Annotated in this window: 20 protein-coding genes; 16 read left to right on the forward strand and 4 right to left on the reverse strand. The window is 43.0% G+C overall.

Features of this window, described 5'->3' with window-relative positions:
• The first annotated feature begins 134 nt into the window (after window positions 1-134).
• Genes PY092_RS06405 through PY092_RS06425 form a run of 5 tightly spaced genes read left to right on the forward strand, consistent with a single transcriptional unit; the run spans window position 135 to window position 6,052 of the window.
• Entirely contained in the window at window positions 135-1,619 is a 1,485-nt protein-coding gene (locus PY092_RS06405) for a glycoside hydrolase family 10-like protein (RefSeq protein ID WP_275615023.1), read from the forward strand.
• A 6-nt stretch (window positions 1,620-1,625) separates the two neighbouring features.
• Complete coding sequence (locus PY092_RS06410; RefSeq protein WP_275615024.1) at window positions 1,626-2,111, forward strand: GNAT family N-acetyltransferase; 486 nt, start codon at window positions 1,626-1,628, stop codon at window positions 2,109-2,111.
• Window positions 2,108-3,388, forward strand: a complete 1,281-nt coding sequence (locus tag PY092_RS06415; protein WP_275615025.1) for an MFS transporter — start codon at window positions 2,108-2,110, stop codon at window positions 3,386-3,388. The genes PY092_RS06410 and PY092_RS06415 overlap by 4 nt, the downstream gene beginning before the upstream one ends.
• Window positions 3,381-4,967, forward strand: a complete 1,587-nt coding sequence (locus tag PY092_RS06420; RefSeq protein WP_275615026.1) for a glycoside hydrolase family 3 protein — start codon at window positions 3,381-3,383, stop codon at window positions 4,965-4,967. Before PY092_RS06415 ends, PY092_RS06420 begins: the two co-directional genes overlap by 8 nt.
• Window positions 4,964-6,052 (forward strand): anhydro-N-acetylmuramic acid kinase, encoded by a 1,089-nt coding sequence (locus PY092_RS06425; protein ID WP_275615027.1) that lies wholly within the window; start codon window positions 4,964-4,966, stop codon window positions 6,050-6,052. Before PY092_RS06420 ends, PY092_RS06425 begins: the two co-directional genes overlap by 4 nt.
• Here the strand turns inward: PY092_RS06425 and PY092_RS06430 are convergent.
• Window positions 6,049-7,263, reverse strand: coding sequence for a multidrug effflux MFS transporter (locus PY092_RS06430; RefSeq protein WP_275615028.1), 1,215 nt, complete (start codon window positions 7,261-7,263; stop codon window positions 6,049-6,051). The genes PY092_RS06425 and PY092_RS06430 overlap by 4 nt on opposite strands.
• A 187-nt stretch (window positions 7,264-7,450) precedes the next feature.
• Between PY092_RS06430 and PY092_RS06435 the strand changes: the two genes are divergently transcribed.
• Together PY092_RS06435 and PY092_RS06440 are read left to right on the forward strand one after the other, a co-directional pair.
• Window positions 7,451-8,512: a Gfo/Idh/MocA family protein gene (locus tag PY092_RS06435; RefSeq protein ID WP_275615029.1), complete on the forward strand. Its 1,062-nt coding sequence runs from the start codon at window positions 7,451-7,453 to the stop codon at window positions 8,510-8,512.
• Window positions 8,513-8,604: 92 nt separating this feature from the next.
• Window positions 8,605-8,925 carry a GIY-YIG nuclease family protein gene (locus PY092_RS06440; RefSeq protein ID WP_275615030.1) on the forward strand — a complete coding sequence of 107 codons (321 nt, stop codon included), beginning with the start codon at window positions 8,605-8,607 and terminating at the stop codon, window positions 8,923-8,925.
• 112 nt (window positions 8,926-9,037) lie between these two features.
• Here the strand turns inward: PY092_RS06440 and PY092_RS06445 are convergent, their stop codons facing one another.
• The 3 genes from PY092_RS06445 to PY092_RS06455 are packed head-to-tail and all read right to left on the reverse strand — an operon-like array spanning window position 9,038 to window position 12,519.
• Window positions 9,038-10,579, reverse strand: a complete 1,542-nt coding sequence (locus PY092_RS06445) for an acyl-CoA carboxylase subunit beta (protein ID WP_275615031.1) — start codon at window positions 10,577-10,579, stop codon at window positions 9,038-9,040.
• A 5-nt stretch (window positions 10,580-10,584) separates the two neighbouring features.
• Window positions 10,585-12,027, reverse strand: a complete 1,443-nt coding sequence (gene accC / locus PY092_RS06450) for an acetyl-CoA carboxylase biotin carboxylase subunit (protein WP_275615032.1) — start codon at window positions 12,025-12,027, stop codon at window positions 10,585-10,587.
• 6 nt (window positions 12,028-12,033) lie between these two features.
• Window positions 12,034-12,519 carry an acyl-CoA carboxylase biotin carboxyl carrier protein subunit gene (locus PY092_RS06455; RefSeq protein ID WP_275615033.1) on the reverse strand — a complete coding sequence of 162 codons (486 nt, stop codon included), beginning with the start codon at window positions 12,517-12,519 and terminating at the stop codon, window positions 12,034-12,036.
• Between the two features lie 194 nt (window positions 12,520-12,713).
• On the opposite strand from PY092_RS06455, the gene udk reads away from it, so the two are divergent.
• From udk to lepB, 9 genes are all read left to right on the forward strand, one after another.
• Window positions 12,714-13,322, forward strand: coding sequence for a uridine kinase (udk, locus tag PY092_RS06460; protein ID WP_275615034.1), 609 nt, complete (start codon window positions 12,714-12,716; stop codon window positions 13,320-13,322).
• A gap of 1 nt (window position 13,323) precedes the next feature.
• Window positions 13,324-13,656, forward strand: a complete 333-nt coding sequence (locus tag PY092_RS06465; protein WP_275615035.1) for an FtsB family cell division protein — start codon at window positions 13,324-13,326, stop codon at window positions 13,654-13,656.
• Window positions 13,649-15,034, forward strand: coding sequence for a methylmalonyl-CoA mutase subunit beta (locus PY092_RS06470; RefSeq protein WP_275615036.1), 1,386 nt, complete (start codon window positions 13,649-13,651; stop codon window positions 15,032-15,034). Before PY092_RS06465 ends, PY092_RS06470 begins: the two co-directional genes overlap by 8 nt.
• A complete protein-coding gene (gene scpA, locus PY092_RS06475) occupies window positions 15,027-17,099 on the forward strand; it encodes a methylmalonyl-CoA mutase (protein ID WP_275615037.1) in 2,073 nt (690 codons plus the stop codon). Before PY092_RS06470 ends, scpA begins: the two co-directional genes overlap by 8 nt.
• Before the next feature lie 134 nt (window positions 17,100-17,233).
• Window positions 17,234-18,007: a ParA family protein gene (locus tag PY092_RS06480; RefSeq protein ID WP_275615038.1), complete on the forward strand. Its 774-nt coding sequence runs from the start codon at window positions 17,234-17,236 to the stop codon at window positions 18,005-18,007.
• Window positions 18,008-18,910, forward strand: coding sequence for a ParB/RepB/Spo0J family partition protein (locus PY092_RS06485; RefSeq protein WP_275615039.1), 903 nt, complete (start codon window positions 18,008-18,010; stop codon window positions 18,908-18,910).
• Window positions 18,903-19,559 (forward strand): DUF5683 domain-containing protein, encoded by a 657-nt coding sequence (locus PY092_RS06490; RefSeq protein ID WP_275615040.1) that lies wholly within the window; start codon window positions 18,903-18,905, stop codon window positions 19,557-19,559. Before PY092_RS06485 ends, PY092_RS06490 begins: the two co-directional genes overlap by 8 nt.
• Window positions 19,560-19,562: 3 nt before the next feature.
• On the forward strand, window positions 19,563-20,264 hold the full coding sequence (dapB, locus tag PY092_RS06495; RefSeq protein ID WP_275615041.1) for a 4-hydroxy-tetrahydrodipicolinate reductase: 702 nt from the start codon (window positions 19,563-19,565) through the stop codon (window positions 20,262-20,264).
• A 50-nt stretch (window positions 20,265-20,314) separates the two neighbouring features.
• Window positions 20,315-22,054, forward strand: a complete 1,740-nt coding sequence (gene lepB, locus PY092_RS06500; RefSeq protein WP_275615042.1) for a signal peptidase I — start codon at window positions 20,315-20,317, stop codon at window positions 22,052-22,054.
• Window positions 22,055-22,065: the final 11 nt, after the last annotated feature.

Below are 22,065 nucleotides of genomic sequence, written 5' to 3' on the forward strand. Positions count from 1 at the left end.
AGAAATAGAATAACAATACCGGCATTCCAGATGACCCGACCATCCAAAAGACAATGTTTTTAAGTTGTTAGTTGTTTAATTAATCTTTAAAAGGCCTACATTTAGTGCATACGTAGGCCTTTTTTTTCGCTTATATGCATCGAGTTTTATACATAATCCCGCTACTTTTCCTGCTTTCCTGTGCAGTTTCCAAAGCACCAAAAAAAGAATTTAGGGGCGTATGGATTGCTACTGTGGCCAATATTGACTGGCCCAAACATCCAGATGACGATGTTGCCAAGAAAAAACAGGACTTCATCGATATTCTCGATTTCTATCAAAAAATGAATTTCAATGCGGCCATAGTTCAAGTTCGAACAGCAGGCGATGCCCTCTACCCTACCGATTTGGCACCATGGTCCAGATACCTGAGTGGAACTGAAGGAAAAACTCCATCAGGATTTGATGAACCGCTCAAATGGATGATCAATGAAACCCACAAGCGAGGGATGGAGTTCCACGCTTGGTTAAATCCATATCGAGCCACAGTTAGTTTGGATACCACTTTACTATCCAAAACCCACGATTACTACCAAAACCCCGATTGGATCATCCAATACGGCAAAAAGAACTATTACAATCCTGGACTCCCGGAAGTCCGCAAAAAATTTAATCAAATCATTGAGGAATTGGTTTCCCAATATGAGGTAGATGCCATCCATTTTGATGATTATTTCTATCCCTACAAAGTAGAAGGAGAGACCTTTGACGATGCAGAAACCTTTTCCAAATACGGTTTGCCCAACCAAACATTGGAAGATTGGCGACGTAGCAATGTGGACTCTTTGGTAAAAGATGTCCACGAGACCATTAAAAAACATAAGCCTTGGGTTCAATTCGGGATAAGTCCGTTCGGTGTCTGGAAAAACAAAAGCACCGATCCCATGGGTTCCGACACCAAAGCTGGACAAACCACCTATGAAGACCTTTATGCAGATCCCGTTTTATGGGTACAGCAAGGCTGGTTGGATTATTTGGCGCCCCAAGTGTATTGGAGTATGGAATACCCAGTGGCATCACACAAAATAATCGCCAATTGGTGGGCCGAGAATACCCCAAATACCAATTTATATGTTGGAAATGGCACCTACAAGATCAAGAACAATGCGGACAAGGCTTGGGAAAAGAAAAACGAAATACCAAAGCAATTGAACTATGCCCGTGATTTGGAAAACATAGACGGCAATATCTTTTTTAGTGCCAAGTCCTTGATTGGGCAGCACGAGAAGGTCAATCAGAAGCTTAGAGGAAAGTATTACAGACTTCCCGCACTAAACCCTGGGCCATTGAACAAGCTTGTTCGAGCTATTCAACTCCCAGCTATCAGTTCCATTCAGCTCAGTGATCAAAAATTGAGCATTTGCATTAGCCATACCGATAATGTTCCTCGGTTTTTGAATCTTTATCTATCCAAAAGAAAGGAATCACAACTCATTGGAAAACAATACCTTTCAGAGAGTGACATGGAAGGATGTTATCAATTCAATTTGACCAAAAAGCAATCGCGAAGTGATTTGCAAATGAATATAAGTGATGCATATGGCAACCAAAGTGCCATGCAATCAATTAACACAAATTAAACCAAGATGATGCAGGACATGCTTGTTCGACTTTTAGACCTACCCGACATCTCCTTTGAGGAAAAAAACCTCTTTGAGAAAGAAGGCATCATCTTTAAAAGGCCGATTGCACCAGAAAAAAGCATTGTAGTGGACTGGGTCAACAAGCATTTCAGCAAAAACTGGGCAGATGAAACGGAAGCCGCCTTTTCCGCTTTGCCCGTAAATTGTTTCATCGCACAACGAGACCAGCAGATTTTGGGTTTTGCCTGTTTTGAAAGCACCGCAAAGAACTTTTTTGGCCCTACAGGAGTGCTGGCTAATCAAAGAGGCAAGGGCATTGGGAAAATCCTTTTGGTAAAATCGTTGTTGGGACTCAAGGAAATGGGTTATGCCTATGCCATTATCGGCGGGGTCGGACCTGCTGCTTATTATGAGCAAGTCGTGAACGCGAAGATTATTGAAAAGTCTGAGAAAAGTATTTATCAAAACCTATTAAAGCAACCCAAATGAATGTAGCTCCAAAAGACAAAAACGCTTGGCTGTGGATTCCATTTTTATATTTTACCCAGGGAATTCCCTACATTCTAGTTGTTACGGTTTCCGTGATCATGTACAAACGCTTGGGCATTGGAAATGCGGAAATAGGCTTGTACACCAGTTGGCTCTATCTTCCTTGGGTAATTAAGCCCTTGTGGAGTCCTATTGTGGACCTCAATGGCACCAAGAGAAAATGGTTTTTGGGCATGCAATTGATTATCTCACTGGCATTTTTGGGTATTGGACTCTTCTTGCCATCAAATTCATTTTTTACCATCACGTTGGCATTTTTTTGGATGGCCGCATTCGCCTCGGCAACCAACGACATTGCATCCGATGGTTATTACATGATTGGTCTAACACAGAAAAAGCAATCATTCTTCATTGGATTGCGAAGCACATTTTACCGATTGGCCATGGTTACCGGACAAGGTCTCTTGGTAATTTTCGCAGGTTTTTTGGAGAATCAGTACGGGGACAATACCAAAGCGTGGTCCATTACCATGATCAGTGCAGCGGTTTTAATGATCGCCCTCACTATTTCCAACTTTTTTACAGCACCGAAATTCGAAGAAACCACGACCGAACCCAAAGAAAAGCCAGCAGGATTCTTTGAGGTCTTTGCCACTTTTTTCAAAAAGCTTCAAATCGGAGCGGCACTTTTGTTCATCTTGACCTATCGGTTAGGGGAATCACAATTGGTTAAAATGGCTTCTCCTTTCCTACTCGATGAATTGGAAGTTGGCGGACTGGCTTATTCCACAGAAGCTGTAGGTACCATCTATGGTACGGTCGGCATCATTATGTTATCCCTTGGAGGCATACTCGGAGGAATTCTAATTTCCCGCGATGGCCTTAAAAAGTGGATGTTGCCCATGTTACTCGCACTAAACCTGCCCAACGCACTTTATGCACTCTTGGCGATAACGCAAACCACCAGCATATATGCCGTGGTCGGTACCGTGGTGCTCGAACAGTTTGGTTATGGCTTTGGTTTTGCCGCCTTTATGATGTACCTCATTTACGTGGCCGAAGGTGCTTCCAAAACATCCCATTACGCCATAGCCACAGGTTTTATGGCTTTGGGCATGATGTTGCCAGGTATGCTGAGCGGCTACATTCAAGAATGGTTGGGCTATGATGGCTTCTTTATATGGGTGGTAATTGCTGCCTTTCCCGCATTTTTGGTGCTTCGATACTTAAAATACCCTGAAGATTACGGTAAAAAAACAGCAACATCCAATGACTAAGATTTCCAAAACATATACACTCCCAACTGAACCGTTGACCCTAAGAAAAAAAGTGGGGCAACTGTTCATGCCCGCAGTTTTCATCAACGATACCGAAGAGGAGGTGCAACAAATGGAACAACTCATCAAAGACCACCATGTGGGTTCTATTTGTTTTTTCCATAGCAGGGCCAGTGCCGCAACCAATTTTGAAGGGAAGAAAAAAATTGTGTACAATGAACAGAGCTACGACCGATTGTTGGAGCTTATTGTACGCTATCAAAAAGCGTCATCTGTGCCTCTCCTAATCGCCATTGATGCAGAATGGGGACTTGCCATGCGTATTGAAAACACTCCTCAATTCCCGTATGCCATCACTTTGGGTGCTTTGACAAACAACAACGATCTTATCCACAAAGTGGGCAAAGCCATTGGGAACGACTGCAGACAAGCAGGTATTCAATGGAACTTGGCCCCAGTGGTGGACATCAACAACAATCCAGAGAACCCCGTGATTGGTTATCGCTCGTTCGGGGATGATAGAGAGAGCGTCCTTGATAAAGCCGAAGCATTCTTAAAAGGAATGACGGATAGTGGCACCCTGAACTCCATCAAGCATTTTCCAGGGCATGGCGATACGACAACGGATTCCCACTTGGGATTGCCCATCATAGACAAATCGTTGGAGGAGCTCATGGAAAATGAACTATACCCATTCAAAAAAATGATTGAATCCGGTGTGGATTCTGTAATGGTGGGCCATTTGTCACTGCCCCAATTGGATACCGATAATCCCTCCACAACCTCATCCAAAATCATATCGGATTTATTGAGAAAACAATTGGGCTTTGATGGCGTAGTAATTTCCGATGCATTGAATATGCATGCCGTGTCCAAAAAATTCCCTCAAAAAGGTAACTTGGAGAAAGCTGCCTTCATGGCTGGAATGGATGTCCTTTGTTTTAGTGAAAATGTGGCCGAAGGGATTGATGAAATCATGGCAAATGCCTCTGAAAATCGAATTCAAAAGAGTTTTGACAGGATTTGGGCCCTAAAACAAAAAGTATTTTCACAAGAATCCCATTCAAATCAACAAGACCCTAACAACTATTCCAACCTAAACCGAAAAATCGCGGAATACTCCATCACAGAATTATATGGTGACACATCAGTTGTAAAAAAAATAAAATCTTCCGATTTCTTGAATGTTTCGGTAAACTCGAGTAAGGAAAACAGCTTTTCAAAGCTGTTTTCATCTCACTCAGTGGCCAACGTGGTTGATCTAGATACTGCATTGACATCCAATAAGCAAGATATATTGTTGAGCATCTTTCCGCCAGCCGTGAAGCCCAAAAATCAATTCGGTTTTGATGACAACACCTTAGCTTCCATCCACAAGCTGATATCAGAAAAAAATGCCTTGGTCTATCTTTTTGGCAATCCGTATGTGCTTGATATTTTAAAGTTACGACCCAACTCCAACGTTGTGCTGGTCTATCAAGATTTCACAGAATTCCAAGAGGTGGCTTTTGAGCATTTCTCTGGTCAAATCAAAGCAAAGGGCAAGCTCCCAATACAACTAAAAACCTTTCAACCATGAGTGTTTATAAAGTCTTGGGATTAATGTCCGGTACCTCCTTGGATGGTTTGGACATGGCCTATTGCCATATTTGGGAGGACGATGGAAAATGGAATTTTTTAATCAAAAATACCACCGAAGTCGACTATTCTGATGAAATGCGGGAATATCTGAAAAACGCCATCCATCTTTCCGAAGAAGACCATGAGCAACTACACAAAGATTATGGTATTTGGTTGGGGCAACAATCCAAATTGTTCATCGATGAATTGGACGAAGAAGTTGATTTCATTGCCAGTCACGGTCATACATCACACCATCGACCCGAAGACGGTGTCACATTTCAATTGGGGGATGGGCAATTATTGGCCAATACTGCTGACAAACAAGTAGTATGTGATTTCAGGACCAAAGATGTGTCCCTAAAGGGACAAGGAGCACCTTTGGTGCCCATTGGTGATAAGCTGTTGTTCCATGAATATGATTTTTGCCTGAATTTGGGAGGCATCAGCAATATATCTTTTGACAAAGATGGGCAACGCATTGCCTACGATATTGGATTGGCAAACATGCCTTTGAATTACATCACACATAAAATGGGACTGGCCTATGATGAAAATGGCAAGTTGGCCCGCTCAGGAAAACTGGACCAATCGCTTTTGCAAAAATTGAACAGTTTACCCTATTATAGTTTGCCCTACCCCAAATCCACAGGGTATGAATGGTTCACTGCCGAAATTGTTCCGTTGATTGAAGCATCCAAAGCTTCCAACGAGGATTTATTACATACCTTCATCCATCATAATTGTGAGCAGATAGCCATTGCCGCCCTCAAGCACAAAGACAATGGTAAATCCAATAGCAAACTCTTGACTACGGGAGGAGGCGCACTCAATCAATTTTTTATGGATACGCTTCAAAACAAACTAGGGTCAAGCATCAGGGTCATTGTGCCCAATAAAACGTTGATTGCCTACAAAGAGGCTTTGGTCTTTGCGTTGATGGGCGTACTCCGATTAGAAGGAAAAACCAATGTATTGAATTCCGTTACAGGTGCCACTTCGGACTCCTGCAGCGGCGAGGTCTTTTTTCCAATCAAAGATTAAGTCGTAACCACCCGTCTTCTTTTGGGCCTGTTCACCAATAAGAAAATAGCAAGTGCACATAGTCCGCAAATGGCCAAACCTGCAAAAAGTGGCCAAACTGTATCTTTTACAAACTCGCCGATAAAAGTAGCAATCGGTATGGACAACAAGGTGGAAACGAAACCGTTGATAGCCGCTCCAATCCCTGCAATATGCCCAATGGGCTCCATGGCTATGGAACGGAAATTCCCCCACATGAACCCTAGACAGAAAAACTGGATGGACAAAAAGCCCACCAGCACATAAATACTCGGGTTAGGGGAATTCAAGAACAAAATGGAGTATGTCAAAGCTACCGCGCAAAACAGGATTGTAGCCATCAAGGAAAGTCTACGCATTCCAAAACGCATAACCAAAGTTCCGTTTAAAAATGTAGATAGACCTATGGAAACGGCCAGTCCCGCAAATATGTACGGGAACACCTCCTTTAAAGCATATTGGTCCTCAAAAATATGCTGGGCCGAACTTAAATAGACCAAAAATGCTCCAGTAACCAACCCCGATGTCAAGGTAAAGGCAACGGTCTCCTTATATTTCACAAATTCCTTCACTCCATCAATGAACACATGTCCGGTAAACGGAATTTTATATTCCGGATGAAGGGTCTCCTTTTGTCTACCCCAAAACCATGCACCCACCACAAGTACAAAAAACATTTGAACATAGAATATGGCTTGCCAACCAGCAGCATCCAATATCAATTTACCTACGGCAGGGGCCACAACGGGCACTAAAATGAAAAAAGCGGTAACAAAGGACATTATTTTGGCCATATAATCGCCCTCATACGTATCTCTAATAATGGAAATGGAGATGGTTCTTGGAGCCGAAAGCCCGATTCCTTGCAGAATCCTACCTAAGACCATGATTTCCAAATTAGGAGCATACAAACAAATGACACTTGCAATCAGAAAAATGGTAAAACCCATATAAACAACGGGCTTCCTTCCAAAACTATCCGAAATCGGTCCAAAGAAAAGTTGTCCTACCCCCAATCCCATAAAAATCATGGTAACCAACAACTGGTGATCTCTGGAATCTGTACTTTTGATCGCTTCTCCGATATTTGAGATAGCAGGTAGAATCGCATCAATGGCCAAAGCCACAATCGACATCAAAGCGGCCATCATGGCCACAAATTCAAAGTTGGGTTTTTGATTTAACTTTTCCATCAGGCAAAATTAGTTATACCCGTTGGATCCGTAAAGTATTTAAGAAAGGTTTAATGTTAAGGCAACACATCCAACGTTGTAGTTTAAGATGATGTGGGATTATCATGGAAATATCAACAAGAAACCAACAATGAATCATGTCAAAAAATCAAGATAATCCTATATTTAATATCAAATAAAATAAATAATGGGAAACTTAAAAGTATTGGTAGTCGGTTGCGGAAACATGGGTACTTCGCATGCACGTGCCTATCATCAGTTGGATGGATTTGACATCGTGGGATTAGTAAGCCGTGGGGAAAAAAGTAGGGAACGGTTATCAAAAGAATTGGATGATGCCCCAACTTTTCCGGATTATGCAGAAGCACTCACAACCACACAACCCGATGTGGTTTCCATCAATACCTACCCTGACACTCATTTTGATTATGTGAAAATGGCCTTGGAGATCAATGCGCATGTCTTTGTGGAAAAACCATTGGCCCTGACCGTGGAAGAAGCGCAAACCTTGGTTGATCTTTCCATAAAACAAGGTAGAAAAATGGTAGTGGGTTATATTTTGAGGGTGCACCCGACTTGGGTAAAATTTACCGAGATGGCCCAAACACTTGGCAAACCTTTGGTAATGCGCATGAACTTGAACCAACAAAGCTCTGGAGAACAATGGTACACCCACAAACAGTTGATGAAATCCATGTCGCCCATTGTGGACTGTGGCGTACACTACGTGGATGTGATGTGCTCCATGACACGCTCCAAGCCCATCAGTGTTTCTGCGATTGGCGCCCACTTATCAGACGAGATAGCTTCCGATATGTATAATTATGGACAGCTTCAAGTAAGATTCGAAGATGGGTCCGTAGGCTGGTACGAAGCAGGTTGGGGGCCCATGATGAGCGAAACCGCTTTCTTTATCAAAGATGTCATTGGACCAAAAGGCTGTATCTCCATCAGCGATTTGGACAAAGGCGCATCCGAAGATATTGAAGGGCACACCAAAACAGGAAGTCTAAAATTGCACTACAGTGAACTTGGTGCAAACGGACATTTCATCAAAAAAGACGAAATGATCAGTACAGCGGATGAACCCGACCATGATGGGCTCTGCTTATTGGAGCAGGAATACCTACTGGATGCCATAGTGAACGACCGGGACCTGACCCATCATTTGAATGATGCAGTCAATAGTCTCAAAATCGTCCTTGCTGCTGATGAATCCGTTAAAACCGGAAAGACCATCATGTTGTAGGCAAAGTGTCAGGTAGCGGACAGTCGAGTGCTGTTTTAAAAAACTTTGCTAGGTTTGGTATCAGGTCGAGCGCAGTCGAGACCCACCAAATCATGAACCTATACTTTGTATACATATTAAAATGTTCCGATGGGCTAACCTATACTGGCATCACAGATAACGTGGAACGCAGGCTCTCCGAACACCAAAATGGAACAAACCAAACGGCTTTTACCTACCGAAGAAGACCAGTGAAACTTATTTTTCAACAGGAATTCAATGATGTTTTGCAAGCCATCTATTTTGAAAAGAGAATAAAGAAATGGGGCGCCAGAAAGAAGTTTGCTCTTGCTGCGGGCGACATGGACCTATTGCAAATATTATCAGAGTGCAGAAATGCTTCTCACTACAAGTTTAATCCAAACCAAGATTAAGGTCTCGACTGCGCTCGACCTGACAAACCTTGATTATTGCATATTCAATTTTTCGTGATAATTGGTGCAATTTGAGGCTGCCCTTTGGCCACTCACCTTTCAACCATCTACCTTACAACGGAATATTCCCATGCTTTTTCCAAGGAGTCTGTACTTCTTTTTTCTCCAACATGGCAAATGTCTTCAATAATTTGCTACGGGTGTCTTTGGGTAGGATTACCTCATCGATAAAGCCTCTTTTGGCAGCTCGGTATGGATTGGCAAACTTATCGGCATACTCGGCTTCCTTTTCCTTTAATTTGGCCTCTGGGTCATCGGCTGCGGCAATTTCACGTCTAAAGATGATTTCACTGGCACCCTTGGCTCCCATTACGGCAATCTCGGCACTTGGCCATGCAAAGTTGAAATCGGCCCCAATGTGCTTGGAGTTCATAACATCGTAGGCTCCACCATAGGCTTTTCGGGTAATTACGGTAACTCTTGGAACAGTGGCTTCACTCAAGGCATAAAGTAATTTGGCCCCGTGCATGATAATTCCACTCCACTCTTGATCTGTTCCAGGTAAAAATCCAGGCACATCGACCAACACCAACAACGGAATGTTGAAGGAATCACAAAAACGGGTAAATCGGGCTGCCTTTCGGGAACTTTTCACTCCCAATACCCCTGCCAAGAACATGGGCTGATTGGCAATGATTCCGATGCTTCTCCCACCCAGTCTAGCAAAACCTGTAATGATGTTTTCGGCATAATCCTTATGAATTTCATAAAATGAATCCCCATCAATAATACCATTGATCACATCATGCATATCGTAGGGCTTGTTGGGATTATCCGGCACTATACCAGATAACTCCTCTCTGGTCTCATCACCGAGATCATAAGGCAATAAAGGTGTGGTTTCCTTATTGTTCTGCGGCAAATAGTCTAGCAACTTTCTAATATCATCCAAACAAGTGGCATCATTCGCCGAAGTCCTGTGCGCCACACCTGATTTCACGGCATGGGTACTGGCGCCTCCCAACTCTTCAGAAGTTACCGATTCGTTGGTTACTGTTTTTACCACATTGGGCCCAGTAACGAACATATAACTGGTTTCCTCTACCATAATGATGAAATCCGTCATGGCAGGCGAGTACACTGCTCCCCCAGCACATGGTCCCATAATAGCTGAAATTTGAGGGATTACGCCAGATGCTTGTACATTTCGATAAAAAATGTCAGCATAGCCACCCAAGGATTTCACTCCCTCCTGAATACGTGCTCCGCCAGAATCGTTGAGTCCAATCACAGGTGCTCCCACCTTCATGGCCAAATCCATGACCTTACATATTTTTTCGGCATGGGTCTCGGACAACGCCCCTCCGAAAACAGTAAAATCTTGTGCATACACATACACCAATCTACCATTTACGGTTCCATACCCTGTTACCACGCCATCGCCATAGTACATTTCCTTGTCCATGCCAAAATCGGTGGTTCGGTGGGTCACTAAAATGCCCATTTCCTCGAAAGAGCCCTCATCCAAAAAGTAAAGTACCCTTTCGCGAGCTGTCAACTTTTTCTTTTGATGCTGTTTTTCAATACGCTTTTCGCCTCCGCCCAAGTGGGCTTCAGCTATTTTTTCCTGTAATGCTTTTATCTTGGGATCCATAGGATTCAGTTTGAAGGTAATCTTACTATTTTTTTGTCTTCCAGAAATTGATAGAGGGCAATCATGGCCGCAACTTCTGCTTCACTGGCCGTTTGCTCCTTGATTTTTTCGGGAGAATAATACTTCTTCACAAAATGGGTGTCAAAATTCCCAGACCGGAAGGCTTCATGGGCAAACACAAAACTTCCAAAGGGCAAGGTAGTCTGTACCCCTTTCACTTTATAATTTTGAATGGCATCGAGCATCAGCTCAATGGCTTCCTCACGGGTTTTACCATAGGTAATCAGTTTGGAAAGCATGGGGTCGTAATAAATTGGGATATCCATCCCTTCCTTAAAACCATTATCCACCCGAACACCTTCGCCAGTTGGCAATTGATAAGTCTCCAAATTTCCCACACTGGGCAAGAAATCGTTCAAAGGGTCTTCAGCATATACCCGAAGCTCCACTGCATGACCATGTATGGTAAGGTCTTCCTGTTTCATGGGAAGTTCTTCGCCTCGGGCCACTTTAATCTGCAATTCCACCAAATCCACTCCTGTGATCAATTCGGTAACGGGATGCTCCACCTGGAGACGAGTGTTCATTTCCAAAAAATAGAAATTATGATCGGCATCCATCAGAAATTCGACCGTACCAGCTCCGATATAGTCACAGGATTTGGCCACTTTGCAGGCGGCAACACCCATTTCTTCACGCAATTCGGGCGTTAAAATGGAAGATGGTGCCTCTTCCACCACTTTTTGGTGGCGGCGCTGTACACTACATTCCCTTTCAAAGAAATGCAGCACACTCCCATGGGTATCGGCCATCACTTGCACCTCGATATGCCGTGGCGATGTCACATATTTCTCCACGAAAACAGAACCGTCGCCAAAGGCGGAAGTAGCCTCGCTAATGGCACGCTTCATGCCAGATTCCAAATCTTCTTCTTTTTCCACGATACGCATTCCTTTACCTCCACCACCTGCAGAGGCTTTGATCAATACGGGGTAACCAACTTCATCGGCAATTTCGTGAGCCTTGGCCACATCGGTAATGGCTTCATCAATACCCGGCACCATGGGTATGTTGTATGCTTTAACGGCTTCCTTGGCTGCCAATTTGCTCCCCATAATCCGAATAGCCTTGGATTTTGGCCCTATAAAAGTGATTCCACTTTTCTCGACAGCTTCAGCAAAGTCGGCGTTTTCGCTTAAAAATCCATAACCTGGGTGAATACCGTCAACATTGAGCTGTTTCGCCACCTCAATGATCTTGTCTCCTTTCAGATATGATTTATTTGAAGGTGCTTCACCGATACATACCGCTTCATCGGCAAATTGTACATGTGGGGCATTTCTGTCCGCTTCCGAAAAAACGGCAACGGTCCTAATACCCATCTTTTTGACGGTCTTCATGACCCTGACCGCGATCTCGCCACGATTGGCAACCAATATTTTTTTCATGGTGTTCTATTGAAATTCAATCAACAATTGTTTCTTGTCAACGGCATCACCTTTAGATACACTGACACTTTTTATCACTCCGTTACGGGGGGAGGTAATGATGTTCTCCATTTTCATGGCCTCCAAAATCAATAATTGGTCTTCTTCGTTTACCTCCTGCCCTTCTTCCACCAAAATATCCAGAATCAAACCAGGCATGGGTGCTGAAATGAAATCTATATTTTTCCCTGTATTGACGGCGAAGCCCATTTTTTTGATCAGTTCGTCCAAAGGGGTTTGAATGGATGTTTGGTATTCGCTCCCATTAATGCTTATCGTATAGGATCCTTTATTAAAATCGGAATCCAAAATTTTTATATGGTATGATGCCCCATCCTTCAATAAATGATAGGCATCATTACCAGTTTTGATCAAATCCAACGAAGAAATAGTGTCTTTGGAAAGTGTGAAGTCAAAGTCGTCCCCAACCTTGACAGAATAAGAATTATTCATATAAGAAGTTTCCATTGGTTAGCTTGATAAATATAAGGTTAATGCTTTAGAAATCATACAAAGCTATACCTATTAAGCAGGATTAATTATGACAATGATCATTAATTTCTTTATTATTAATCGCTAATTATGTTGTATCGTTCATAGACAGGAGATGTAATCATTTGTTTATTTTTGATGCCAAAATTCAAACTATGCTGATCTTAGGGATTGCTGGCGGCACAGGGTGCGGGAAAACAACGGTGGTAAACCAAATTGTGGAGCAATTGCCCACGGACGAGGTAGGTGTGATATCTCAGGATTCCTACTACAATGACCTTTCCCATATGAGCAGGGAGGAAAGGGCCAAAATTAATTTTGATCATCCCAACTCGATAGATTTTGATTTATTGATCGAGCATATTGATCAGCTAAGGGAAGGAAACACCGTGGAAACTCCTATTTATTCATTTGTGGAAGAAACACGAATGAAGGAGACTGTTCCAACAACTCCCCGAAAAGTAATGATCGTAGAGGGAATATTGGTACTGAGCAATCCCAAATTGAGGGATATGTTCGATATAAAAATATTCGTGCACGCCGATTCGGACGAACGTTTGATTCGAAGGTTGCAACGGGACACACAGGAACGCGGACATGATTTAAACAAAGTGCTCACGAGGTACCAGACCGCTGTGAAACCAATGCACCTTCAATTTATTGAACCCTCGAAGGAGTTTGCGGACATCATTATCCCAAACAATCGTTACAACACGGTTGCTGTGGATGTCGTTAGGACCATCATCAACAATAATCTTTCATAACATGGGCCTAAAGGAGTTGAGGAAAAAGAAATGGTTCAAGATTATGACCAACACCTATATTCTGGTGTTGACCATTTTTGTGATATGGATGGCTTTTTTTGACACTAACTCCCTAATGATCCATTTGGAGCTGGAGAACGAAATCGATAAGTTGGAAAAGGAGAAAGAGTTCCTGAAAAGCGAAATCGCCAAGGACAAGGAAATCTTGGAAAAGATGTCCGATGAAAAAGAGCTCGAAAAGTTGGCCCGCGAGAAATACTATATGAAAAAGGACAATGAAGAGATTTTCCTGATCGAATATGAAGATAGTCTAAAGAACAAACAAGATGAATAACACTAGCCTATTCCACGAATTTCCTGAAGTTTCCGCCAAACAGTGGAAGCAAAAGATTCAGATGGATCTTAAAGGTGCCGATTACAACGAAACCTTGGTCTGGGAATCTTTGGAAGGCATCAACGTCAAGCCTTTTTACAATCAAGAAGACCTAAAAAACATTCCAAGCTATGCATTGCCCAAAAATCACGATTGGGCAGTTGGTCAAAGTATTTATGTGGGCGATGAAAAGAAATCGAACATAAAAGCCCTCGAAATACTTGAAAAAGGTGTCGAAACTTTGATTTTCACTATTCCGAATGAAGCTACGGACTTTGAAACCTTGTTCTCAGGAGTTGATTTAAAAGAGACGAAACTCTACTTCAATTTTGAGTTTTTGGTCTTGGAACCCATCAAAAAATTGGTAACACTCCTCAAGGACAAAAAAGCAAAAGCCTATTTGAATATTGATATCATTGGCCATTTGACCAAAGATGGCAACTGGTACCACAATCTGGAAAAGGACCACAAAATATTAGCTGCCTTGGTTGCACTAGGCACTTCCGATATTTCAATTATCGGGGTCAATGCTTCTCGCTATCAAAATGCTGGCGCCAACATGGTACAGCAATTGTCTTATGCCTTAGCCCACGCCAATGAATATTTGAACCATTTTGTCACTTCGGGCGCAGTCGAGAAGTCTTTTCCCATTACCTTTAAAATGGCTGTGGGAAGCAACTATTTTTTTGAAATAGCAAAAATAAAAGCCATGAGATGGCTTTGGAACAGCCTGATCTCTGAATATGGCATACAAAGCGAGTGCAATATCCTAGCCGTTCCCTCCAAGCGGAACAAAACTCTTTACGACTATAATGTAAACATGCTCCGAACCACATCAGAATGTATGTCAGCAGTGTTGGGCGGAGCGGACACTGTCTCTAATTTGGCCTACGATGCCATTTACCATAAAGACAATGATTTTGGCGAACGTATTGCCCGTAACCAACTGCTGCTTTTAAAGGAGGAAGGTTATTTTTTGGAGGCTTCACAAATTTCCGAAGGCGCCTATTATATTGAATCCCTTACCCATCAATTGGCGGAAAAAGCCTTAGTTCTCTTCAAGCATTTGGAAAAAGCCGGCGGGTTCTTGGATACCATGAAAAAAGGAACCATCCAACAAAAAATAAAGGAAAGTGCCGAAAAAGAACAGCAACTTTTTGATGAAGGAAAAATAGTTTCATTGGGTACCAACAGATACCAAAATCCGCAAGATCGGATGAAGGATGATTTGGAACTCTATCCCTTTGTGAAGCAAAAAGCACGAAAAACCATCATTGAGCCGATTATAGAAAAAAGATTGGCCGAAGCATCTGAACAAAAAAGATTGAACGATGAGTAGAAAAGACCTTCAACAATTGGAATTGGCTGTCAGGTCGAGCGCAGTCGAGACCCAAAATTACGAGCACGAGAATTTTGCAGCGGGTATCTCGCCATTCCTTCGTGGACCCTACTCTACCATGTACGTTCGCAGGCCATGGACCATTCGCCAATATGCCGGATTTTCCACGGCCGAGGAAAGTAATGCATTTTACAGAAGAAACTTGGAAGCTGGGCAAAAAGGACTTTCCGTGGCTTTTGACCTACCCACCCACCGCGGTTACGATTCGGACAACGACCGTGTGGTCGGCGATGTAGGAAAAGCAGGGGTGGCCATAGATTCCATTGAGGATATGAAAATTTTGTTCAACGGTATCCCCTTGGACAAAATGTCCGTTTCCATGACCATGAACGGGGCCGTGATTCCCATTATGGCCTTTTATATCGTAGCAGGTCTGGAGCAAGGAGTTTCCATGGAACAACTTTCGGGAACTATCCAGAACGATATTTTAAAAGAATTCATGGTGCGGAACACCTATATCTACCCACCTACTCCTTCTATGCAAATCGTAGCAGATATTTTTGAGTTCACCAGTAAAAATATGCCAAGGTTCAACAGTATCAGTATTTCCGGATACCACATGCACGAGGCAGGAGCACCCGCATCCATGGAATTGGCCTATACCCTGGCCGATGGTATCGAATACATTAGAACGGGAATAAAAGCAGGCCTAAAAATTGATGAATTTGCACCACGACTATCCTTTTTCTGGGGTATCGGAATGAATCATTTTGCGGAAATAGCAAAAATGCGTGCAGGACGGATGCTTTGGGCCAAACTGGTGGATCAATTCAATCCTTCGAATCCAAAATCCTCCATGCTCCGTACCCATAGTCAGACCAGTGGCTGGAGTTTAACCGAGCAGGATCCGTTCAACAACGTGGCCAGAACCACTATTGAAGCCATGGCAGCAGCATTTGGTGGAACTCAGAGTCTTCACACCAATGCCTTGGACGAAGCAATCGCCTTACCCACCGACTTCTCGGCACGTATTGCTCGAAACACACAAATCTATCTACAACAGGAAACCCATATTACCAAAACGGTAGACCCATGGGCAGGCAGCCGCAAAGTGGAACAATTGACACAAGAAATTGCTGAAAATGCCTGGGAATTGATTCAGGAGGTGGAAAAATTAGGTGGTATGACCAAGGCCATCGAAAAAGGCATCCCAAAAATGCGCATTGAAGAGGCCGCAGCCAAAAAGCAAGCACGCATCGATAGCGGACAGGATACCATTGTTGGGGTAAACAAATACCGGTTGGAGAACGAAGACGACCTTCAAATTTTGGAAGTGGACAATGCCAAGGTGCGCAAACAGCAAATGGCCCGTCTTGACCAAATCCGAAATAGCAGGGATTCCAAAAAAGTGGAAAAAACACTCGAAGCTATCCGTATTGCTTCCAAAAAGGCCACTGAAAACGATTCCAGCCGTGGAAATTTATTAGCTTTAGCGGTAGAAGCGGCCAAAGAACGTGTTACCTTGGGTGAAATAAGTGATGCCATGGAAAGTGCGTTCGGACGCTACAGAGCTAAAATCCAATCCTTTACCGGCGTGTATTCCAAAGAAATCAAAAACGACAAGAGCTTTGAAAAAGCCCGAAAGCTTGCCGACACTTTTGCTGAGCAGGAAGGTCGTAGACCACGTATTATGGTGGCCAAAATGGGTCAGGACGGACACGACCGTGGCGCCAAAGTGGTGGCCACTGGCTATGCCGACCTCGGTTTCGATGTGGATATAGGACCCTTGTTCCAAACCCCTGCCGAGGTTGCCAAGCAAGCTGTTGAAAACGATGTGCACGTATTGGGCATTTCCTCACTTGCAGGAGGACATAAAACCTTGGTTCCAGAAGTGGTTCAAGAACTGAAAAAATACGGTCGCGAAGACATTATGGTCATCGTGGGAGGCGTAATCCCAAAGCAAGATTACAAACATTTGTTGGACAATGGAGCCGTGGCCGTGTTTGGACCAGGCACCAAAATTGCAGATGCCGCAACGGAAATTTTGAACATCCTTTTGGATTAGAATCCATAACAGTCTAGCAAGTAAAAGTTTAACTTTATTTAACGTGGAATAGCAGGTTTATTTACCACCTGTTAACAAATTACATTTTATCGCATCCTAAATAATCGTATTTTTAGCACCTAACTTACTATGAAATGGGCAAGATTATTGCAATAGCAAACCAAAAGGGCGGTGTAGGAAAAACCACCACAACGGTAAACCTTGCAGCCTCTTTAGGTGTATTGGAAAAAAAAGTGCTACTCATTGATGCCGACCCCCAGGCCAATGCGACATCTGGATTGGGTATTGATGTTGATTCCGTGGAAAATGGGACCTATCAGCTTTTGGAGCATACCATGAGCGTGGAAGAAGTAACCATCCCTACGGATTCTCCCAATGTGGATTTGGTTCCCGCACACATCGACCTCGTTGCCATTGAAATTGAATTGGTGGACAAGGACAACAGGGAATACATGATGAAGAGTGCATTGAAAAATTTGGGTGACAAGTACGATTTTGTACTCATAGATTGTGCCCCTTCACTTGGATTACTGACCCTCAACGCACTAACGGCAGCAGATTCCGTAATGATCCCCATACAATGTGAGTATTTTGCCTTGGAAGGTCTTGGCAAACTATTGAACACCGTAAAAAGTGTACAAAAAATACACAACAACGATTTGGACATCGAGGGAATGTTGTTGACCATGTACGATTCCAGGTTACGACTTTCCAACCAAGTAGTCGAAGAAGTGAAAAAACACTTCTCGGATATGGTTTTTGATACCATTATCCAACGTAACGTTAGGCTGAGCGAGGCCCCAAGTTATGGGGAGAGTATCATAAAATATGATGCGAGCAGTAAAGGTGCCTCCAATTATCTTAACTTAGCCAACGAAATTTTGAAGAAAAACAAGGAGAAAGTTTAGATGGCGAAAGCAACAAAAAAACAGGCGTTGGGAAGAGGCCTGTCCGCTCTTTTGAATGATCCAGAGAATGATATCAGGTCAGTTTCGGATAAAAATGCGGACAAGGTCATAGGTAATGTAGTGGAGCTTGATATCAATTCCATTGAAGTCAACCCTTTTCAGCCACGTTCCAATTTTAACGACGAAACCCTTGAAGAACTAGCCAGCTCCATTCGTGAACTGGGCATTATACAACCAATTACGGTAAGGAAACTGGATTTCAACAAATTCCAGTTGGTTTCCGGGGAGCGAAGGTTCCGTGCATCCAAATTGGTGGGATTGGAAACCATTCCAGCCTATATCCGTATCGCCAACGATCAAGAATCCTTGGAAATGGCCTTGGTGGAGAACATCCAAAGACAGGATTTAGATCCCATTGAAATAGCACTCTCCTACCAACGACTTATTGACGAGATTGAAATCACACAAGAAAAATTGAGTGACCGTGTGGGAAAAAAACGCTCGACAATTACCAATTATCTTAGGTTATTGAAATTGGACCCCATCATCCAAACGGGAATGCGGGATGGGTTCATCAGTATGGGGCATGGCAGGACACTCATCAACATTGATAAGAAAAAAGAACAGATTGCCATCTACGAAAAAGTGGTTTCCGATGGATTGTCAGTAAGGGCTACGGAACAACTGGTAAAAGCCCATAAAGACCCTAAAAGTCCTTCTGACAAGAAAAAAAGTGTTCTTGATATGCCCGATTTTGTTTCCAACAGTCTGGACTCCATCAAAGAACGACTTGCTACCAAAGTGGACGTGACCGCATCAAAAAACGGAAAAGGAAAAATTGTGATACCCTTCCATTCCGAGGAAGACTTTAAGCGTATCAAAAAATTATTGACAGGTGAATAAAAACCTCCTTTTATTGCTCTTTGCCTTTTTGTTGTTTCAGTCAGGATTTTCTCAGGAAGAAGAGGAAAATGAGAAAAAAGAACAGCCTCAGCAAACCAAAGAGGTGGATTCCATTGCACAAAATATGGAAGGGAAAGGCGTAACTTTTGAAGAAGTTACCAAACAAAAAGACATCAATCCCCTTGCGCCCAGTAAAGCTGCCTTTTATTCAGCTATTCTCCCTGGGCTGGGACAGATATACAACAAGCGTTATTGGAAAGCCCCCATAGTTTGGGGGGCCATCGGAACAGGTATTTATGTGTACTCTTACAACAATACGGAATACCGTAGGGCAAGAAATGCCTTCAAACGCCGACTTGCTGGTTTTGAGGATGATGAATTTTGGGATTTGAACGGAGATGGTGTTGGCCCCGATTTAACCTCTGAAGCATTGCAAGAAGCACAGGAAAACACGCAGAGAGACAGGGATTTGGCCTTGGTGATCACCATTGCTCTTTACGCCCTGAACATTATAGATGCCAATGTGGATTCACACTTGAAACAGTATAATGTCAGTGATGATCTGGCTGTTGATTTTAACCCTTATCTGGATATAAATCCTTTTACCAATGAGCCAAACTACGGTATGGCCATGGTCATAAAATTTTAATGTATGAAGATTGGTCTGTTTGGATATGGCAAAATGGGAAGGATGATCGAGCAAATCGCTCAAGATAGAGGCCATTCCATTGTAGCAAAGATTGATGACCCTTCACAAGAAGTTGATTACAGCTCAATGGATGTTGCCATTGATTTTAGTACACCAGAAGCCGCTTTTGACAATATCACCAATTGCTTTAAGAGCAATGTACCCGTAATAAGCGGCACCACTGGGTGGCTGGATAGGTTTGAGGAGGCCATCAAAATATGTGAAGAGCATAAAAGTGCTTTTATCTATGCCTCCAACTTTAGTTTGGGCGTAAATATCTTTTTTGAGCTCAATAAACATCTTGCCAAAATGATGGGAGAATTGAATCAGTATAAGGTTTCCATGGAGGAGATACATCATACCCAAAAATTGGATGCTCCCAGCGGAACAGCCATTACCTTGGCCGAAGGCATTATTGAAAACACCTCTTACCAAGACTGGAAGTTGGATGAATCAGGCGATAAAACAATTTCCATAAAATCAGTAAGGGAGGGCATGGTACCAGGAACCCACAGCATTGCTTACAAGAGTTCCGTGGACACCATCGAAATAAAACACGAAGCACATAACAGGGAAGGTTTTGCACTCGGTGCAGTGATTGCATCGGAATGGATACAGGGAAAAACCGGTGTCTTTTCCATGAAGGATGTGTTAAACCTTAGCTAAAAAACGTAACAGGAACATAGACCCAGGGTCTAACAAAGAAACTTTTTTATATGGACGGTATACAATGGATCATTTTCATCCTGATCATTCAGGTCATCCATTTCTTGGGAACTTGGAAACTCTACGTTAAGGCGGGCAGAAAAGCATGGGAAGCCGCCATCCCTGTTTACAATGGTATTGTTTTGATGAAAATCATAAACAGACCGTGGTGGTGGGTACTCTTATTGTTCATTCCCATCATCAATCTATTGATGTTCCCCGTGGTTTGGGTGGAAACCATCCGAAGTTTTGGAAAAAATTCCCTTGTGGACACTTGGTTGGTCATCCTTACCCTTGGTTTTTATATCTTCTATATCAATTATGCTGAAGACGTACAATATATTGAAGATCGAAGCCTGAAACCAAAAACAGGATTGGGCGAATGGGTCAGTTCCATTGTATTTGCCATTGTGGCAGCAACCTTTGTCCACACCTATTTCATTCAACCTTATGTGATTCCGACAGGGTCTCTGGAGCGTACCCTTCGAGTTGGGGATTTCTTGTTTGTAAGTAAGTTCCACTATGGCGCTAGGGTGCCCATGACCACTTTGGCCGCGCCCATGGTACACGATACGCTTCCTGTCCTCAAAACAAGGTCATATTTGGCCGATGTGAATCCGGATACTTATAAAACTTCTTGGATCAACAAGCTGCAACTGCCTTATATGCGTTTGCCGGGGTTTGAGAAAGTGGAAAAAAATGACATTGTTGTATTTAGCCTTCCAGCTGACACTTTGTATCAATTTTTTAAAGCGCAAAAAGCCGTAATAAAACCGATTGATAAAAAATCCAACTACGTAAAACGATGTGTTGGCACACCTGGGGATTCATTGGAGGTCATCAATGGCTATGTGTACATCAATGGTAAGGAGCTCCAACTGTCCGACAGGGCGAAACCGATGTATGTGTATGATATTTATGCAAAAAACGGGGTTTCCAGTAGATTTTTGGAAGAAGTTGATGCATCTGACTATGTTCGCAAATATATTGCGACCAATATAAGTGAAGCCCAATATAATGCACTGGCACCATTTATTTCTGGTGGAAGACCAACGGAGGATGGGAAAATTGAGCTTTACACACAGGAAAATGGTATCCCAACTGAAGTCATCCGTCAATTAAGACTTTCACTTACCGAGGAAAAACCCCGTTCCCGAATGGCCAATTTAACCGATGAAATGGTCACGGCGCTCAGGAACAATCCTGCTATTGATTCCGTGGTACAGACTATTGAACCCAAAGGGGAATATGGTGGGGCTTTCCCACAAAAACCCAACTTGTATCCATGGAACAATGATAACTTTGGGCCAATTTATATTCCAAAGAAGGGAACCACGGTCGAAATCAATTCCAAGACCATTCCGTTGTACAAAAAAATCATTCGGGATTACGAATACAACGATGTAAAGATTACTGGCAACAAAGTACTCATAAATGGTAAAGAAGCCGATTCCTATACCTTTAAACAGGACTATTACTGGATGATGGGAGACAACCGTGACCACTCCGAAGATAGTAGAACATGGGGGTATGTTCCTGCCGACCACATTGTGGGAAAACCTGTGTTCCTTTGGATGAGCTTTGACAACTTCAGACAGGGCATTTCCAATTGGAGGGTACGTTGGGAGCGTGTATTCACTACCGTTGGTGGAAGTGGCGAGCCCGTATCCTATTTCTGGTATTTCATTGCGCTTTTGGTCGCCTGGTTCATTTTTGATTTCTTCCGTAAGAAAAAGAAGAAAAAAGCCTAGTACAACTTAAT

The organism is Flagellimonas yonaguniensis, assembly GCF_029193885.1.
In the GTDB taxonomy this organism is placed as follows: Bacteria; Bacteroidota; Bacteroidia; order Flavobacteriales; family Flavobacteriaceae; genus Flagellimonas; species Flagellimonas yonaguniensis.

Excerpts from the sequence above, each read along its gene's own strand:
- PY092_RS06405 (WP_275615023.1), top strand. The coding sequence starts at position 135 with ATGCATCGAGTTTTATACATAATCCCGCTACTTTTCCTGCTTTCCTGT.
- PY092_RS06410 (WP_275615024.1), top strand. The coding sequence starts at position 1,626 with ATGATGCAGGACATGCTTGTTCGACTTTTAGACCTACCCGACATCTCC.
- PY092_RS06415 (WP_275615025.1), top strand. The coding sequence starts at position 2,108 with ATGAATGTAGCTCCAAAAGACAAAAACGCTTGGCTGTGGATTCCATTT.
- PY092_RS06420 (WP_275615026.1), top strand. The coding sequence starts at position 3,381 with ATGACTAAGATTTCCAAAACATATACACTCCCAACTGAACCGTTGACC.
- PY092_RS06425 (WP_275615027.1), top strand. The coding sequence starts at position 4,964 with ATGAGTGTTTATAAAGTCTTGGGATTAATGTCCGGTACCTCCTTGGAT.
- PY092_RS06430 (WP_275615028.1), bottom strand. The coding sequence starts at position 7,263 with ATGGAAAAGTTAAATCAAAAACCCAACTTTGAATTTGTGGCCATGATG.
- PY092_RS06435 (WP_275615029.1), top strand. The coding sequence starts at position 7,451 with ATGGGAAACTTAAAAGTATTGGTAGTCGGTTGCGGAAACATGGGTACT.
- PY092_RS06440 (WP_275615030.1), top strand. The coding sequence starts at position 8,605 with ATGAACCTATACTTTGTATACATATTAAAATGTTCCGATGGGCTAACC.
- PY092_RS06445 (WP_275615031.1), bottom strand. The coding sequence starts at position 10,579 with ATGGATCCCAAGATAAAAGCATTACAGGAAAAAATAGCTGAAGCCCAC.
- accC (WP_275615032.1), bottom strand. The coding sequence starts at position 12,027 with ATGAAAAAAATATTGGTTGCCAATCGTGGCGAGATCGCGGTCAGGGTC.
- PY092_RS06455 (WP_275615033.1), bottom strand. The coding sequence starts at position 12,519 with ATGAATAATTCTTATTCTGTCAAGGTTGGGGACGACTTTGACTTCACA.
- udk (WP_275615034.1), top strand. The coding sequence starts at position 12,714 with ATGCTGATCTTAGGGATTGCTGGCGGCACAGGGTGCGGGAAAACAACG.
- PY092_RS06465 (WP_275615035.1), top strand. The coding sequence starts at position 13,324 with ATGGGCCTAAAGGAGTTGAGGAAAAAGAAATGGTTCAAGATTATGACC.
- PY092_RS06470 (WP_275615036.1), top strand. The coding sequence starts at position 13,649 with ATGAATAACACTAGCCTATTCCACGAATTTCCTGAAGTTTCCGCCAAA.
- scpA (WP_275615037.1), top strand. The coding sequence starts at position 15,027 with ATGAGTAGAAAAGACCTTCAACAATTGGAATTGGCTGTCAGGTCGAGC.
- PY092_RS06480 (WP_275615038.1), top strand. The coding sequence starts at position 17,234 with ATGGGCAAGATTATTGCAATAGCAAACCAAAAGGGCGGTGTAGGAAAA.
- PY092_RS06485 (WP_275615039.1), top strand. The coding sequence starts at position 18,008 with ATGGCGAAAGCAACAAAAAAACAGGCGTTGGGAAGAGGCCTGTCCGCT.
- dapB (WP_275615041.1), top strand. The coding sequence starts at position 19,563 with ATGAAGATTGGTCTGTTTGGATATGGCAAAATGGGAAGGATGATCGAG.
- lepB (WP_275615042.1), top strand. The coding sequence starts at position 20,315 with ATGGACGGTATACAATGGATCATTTTCATCCTGATCATTCAGGTCATC.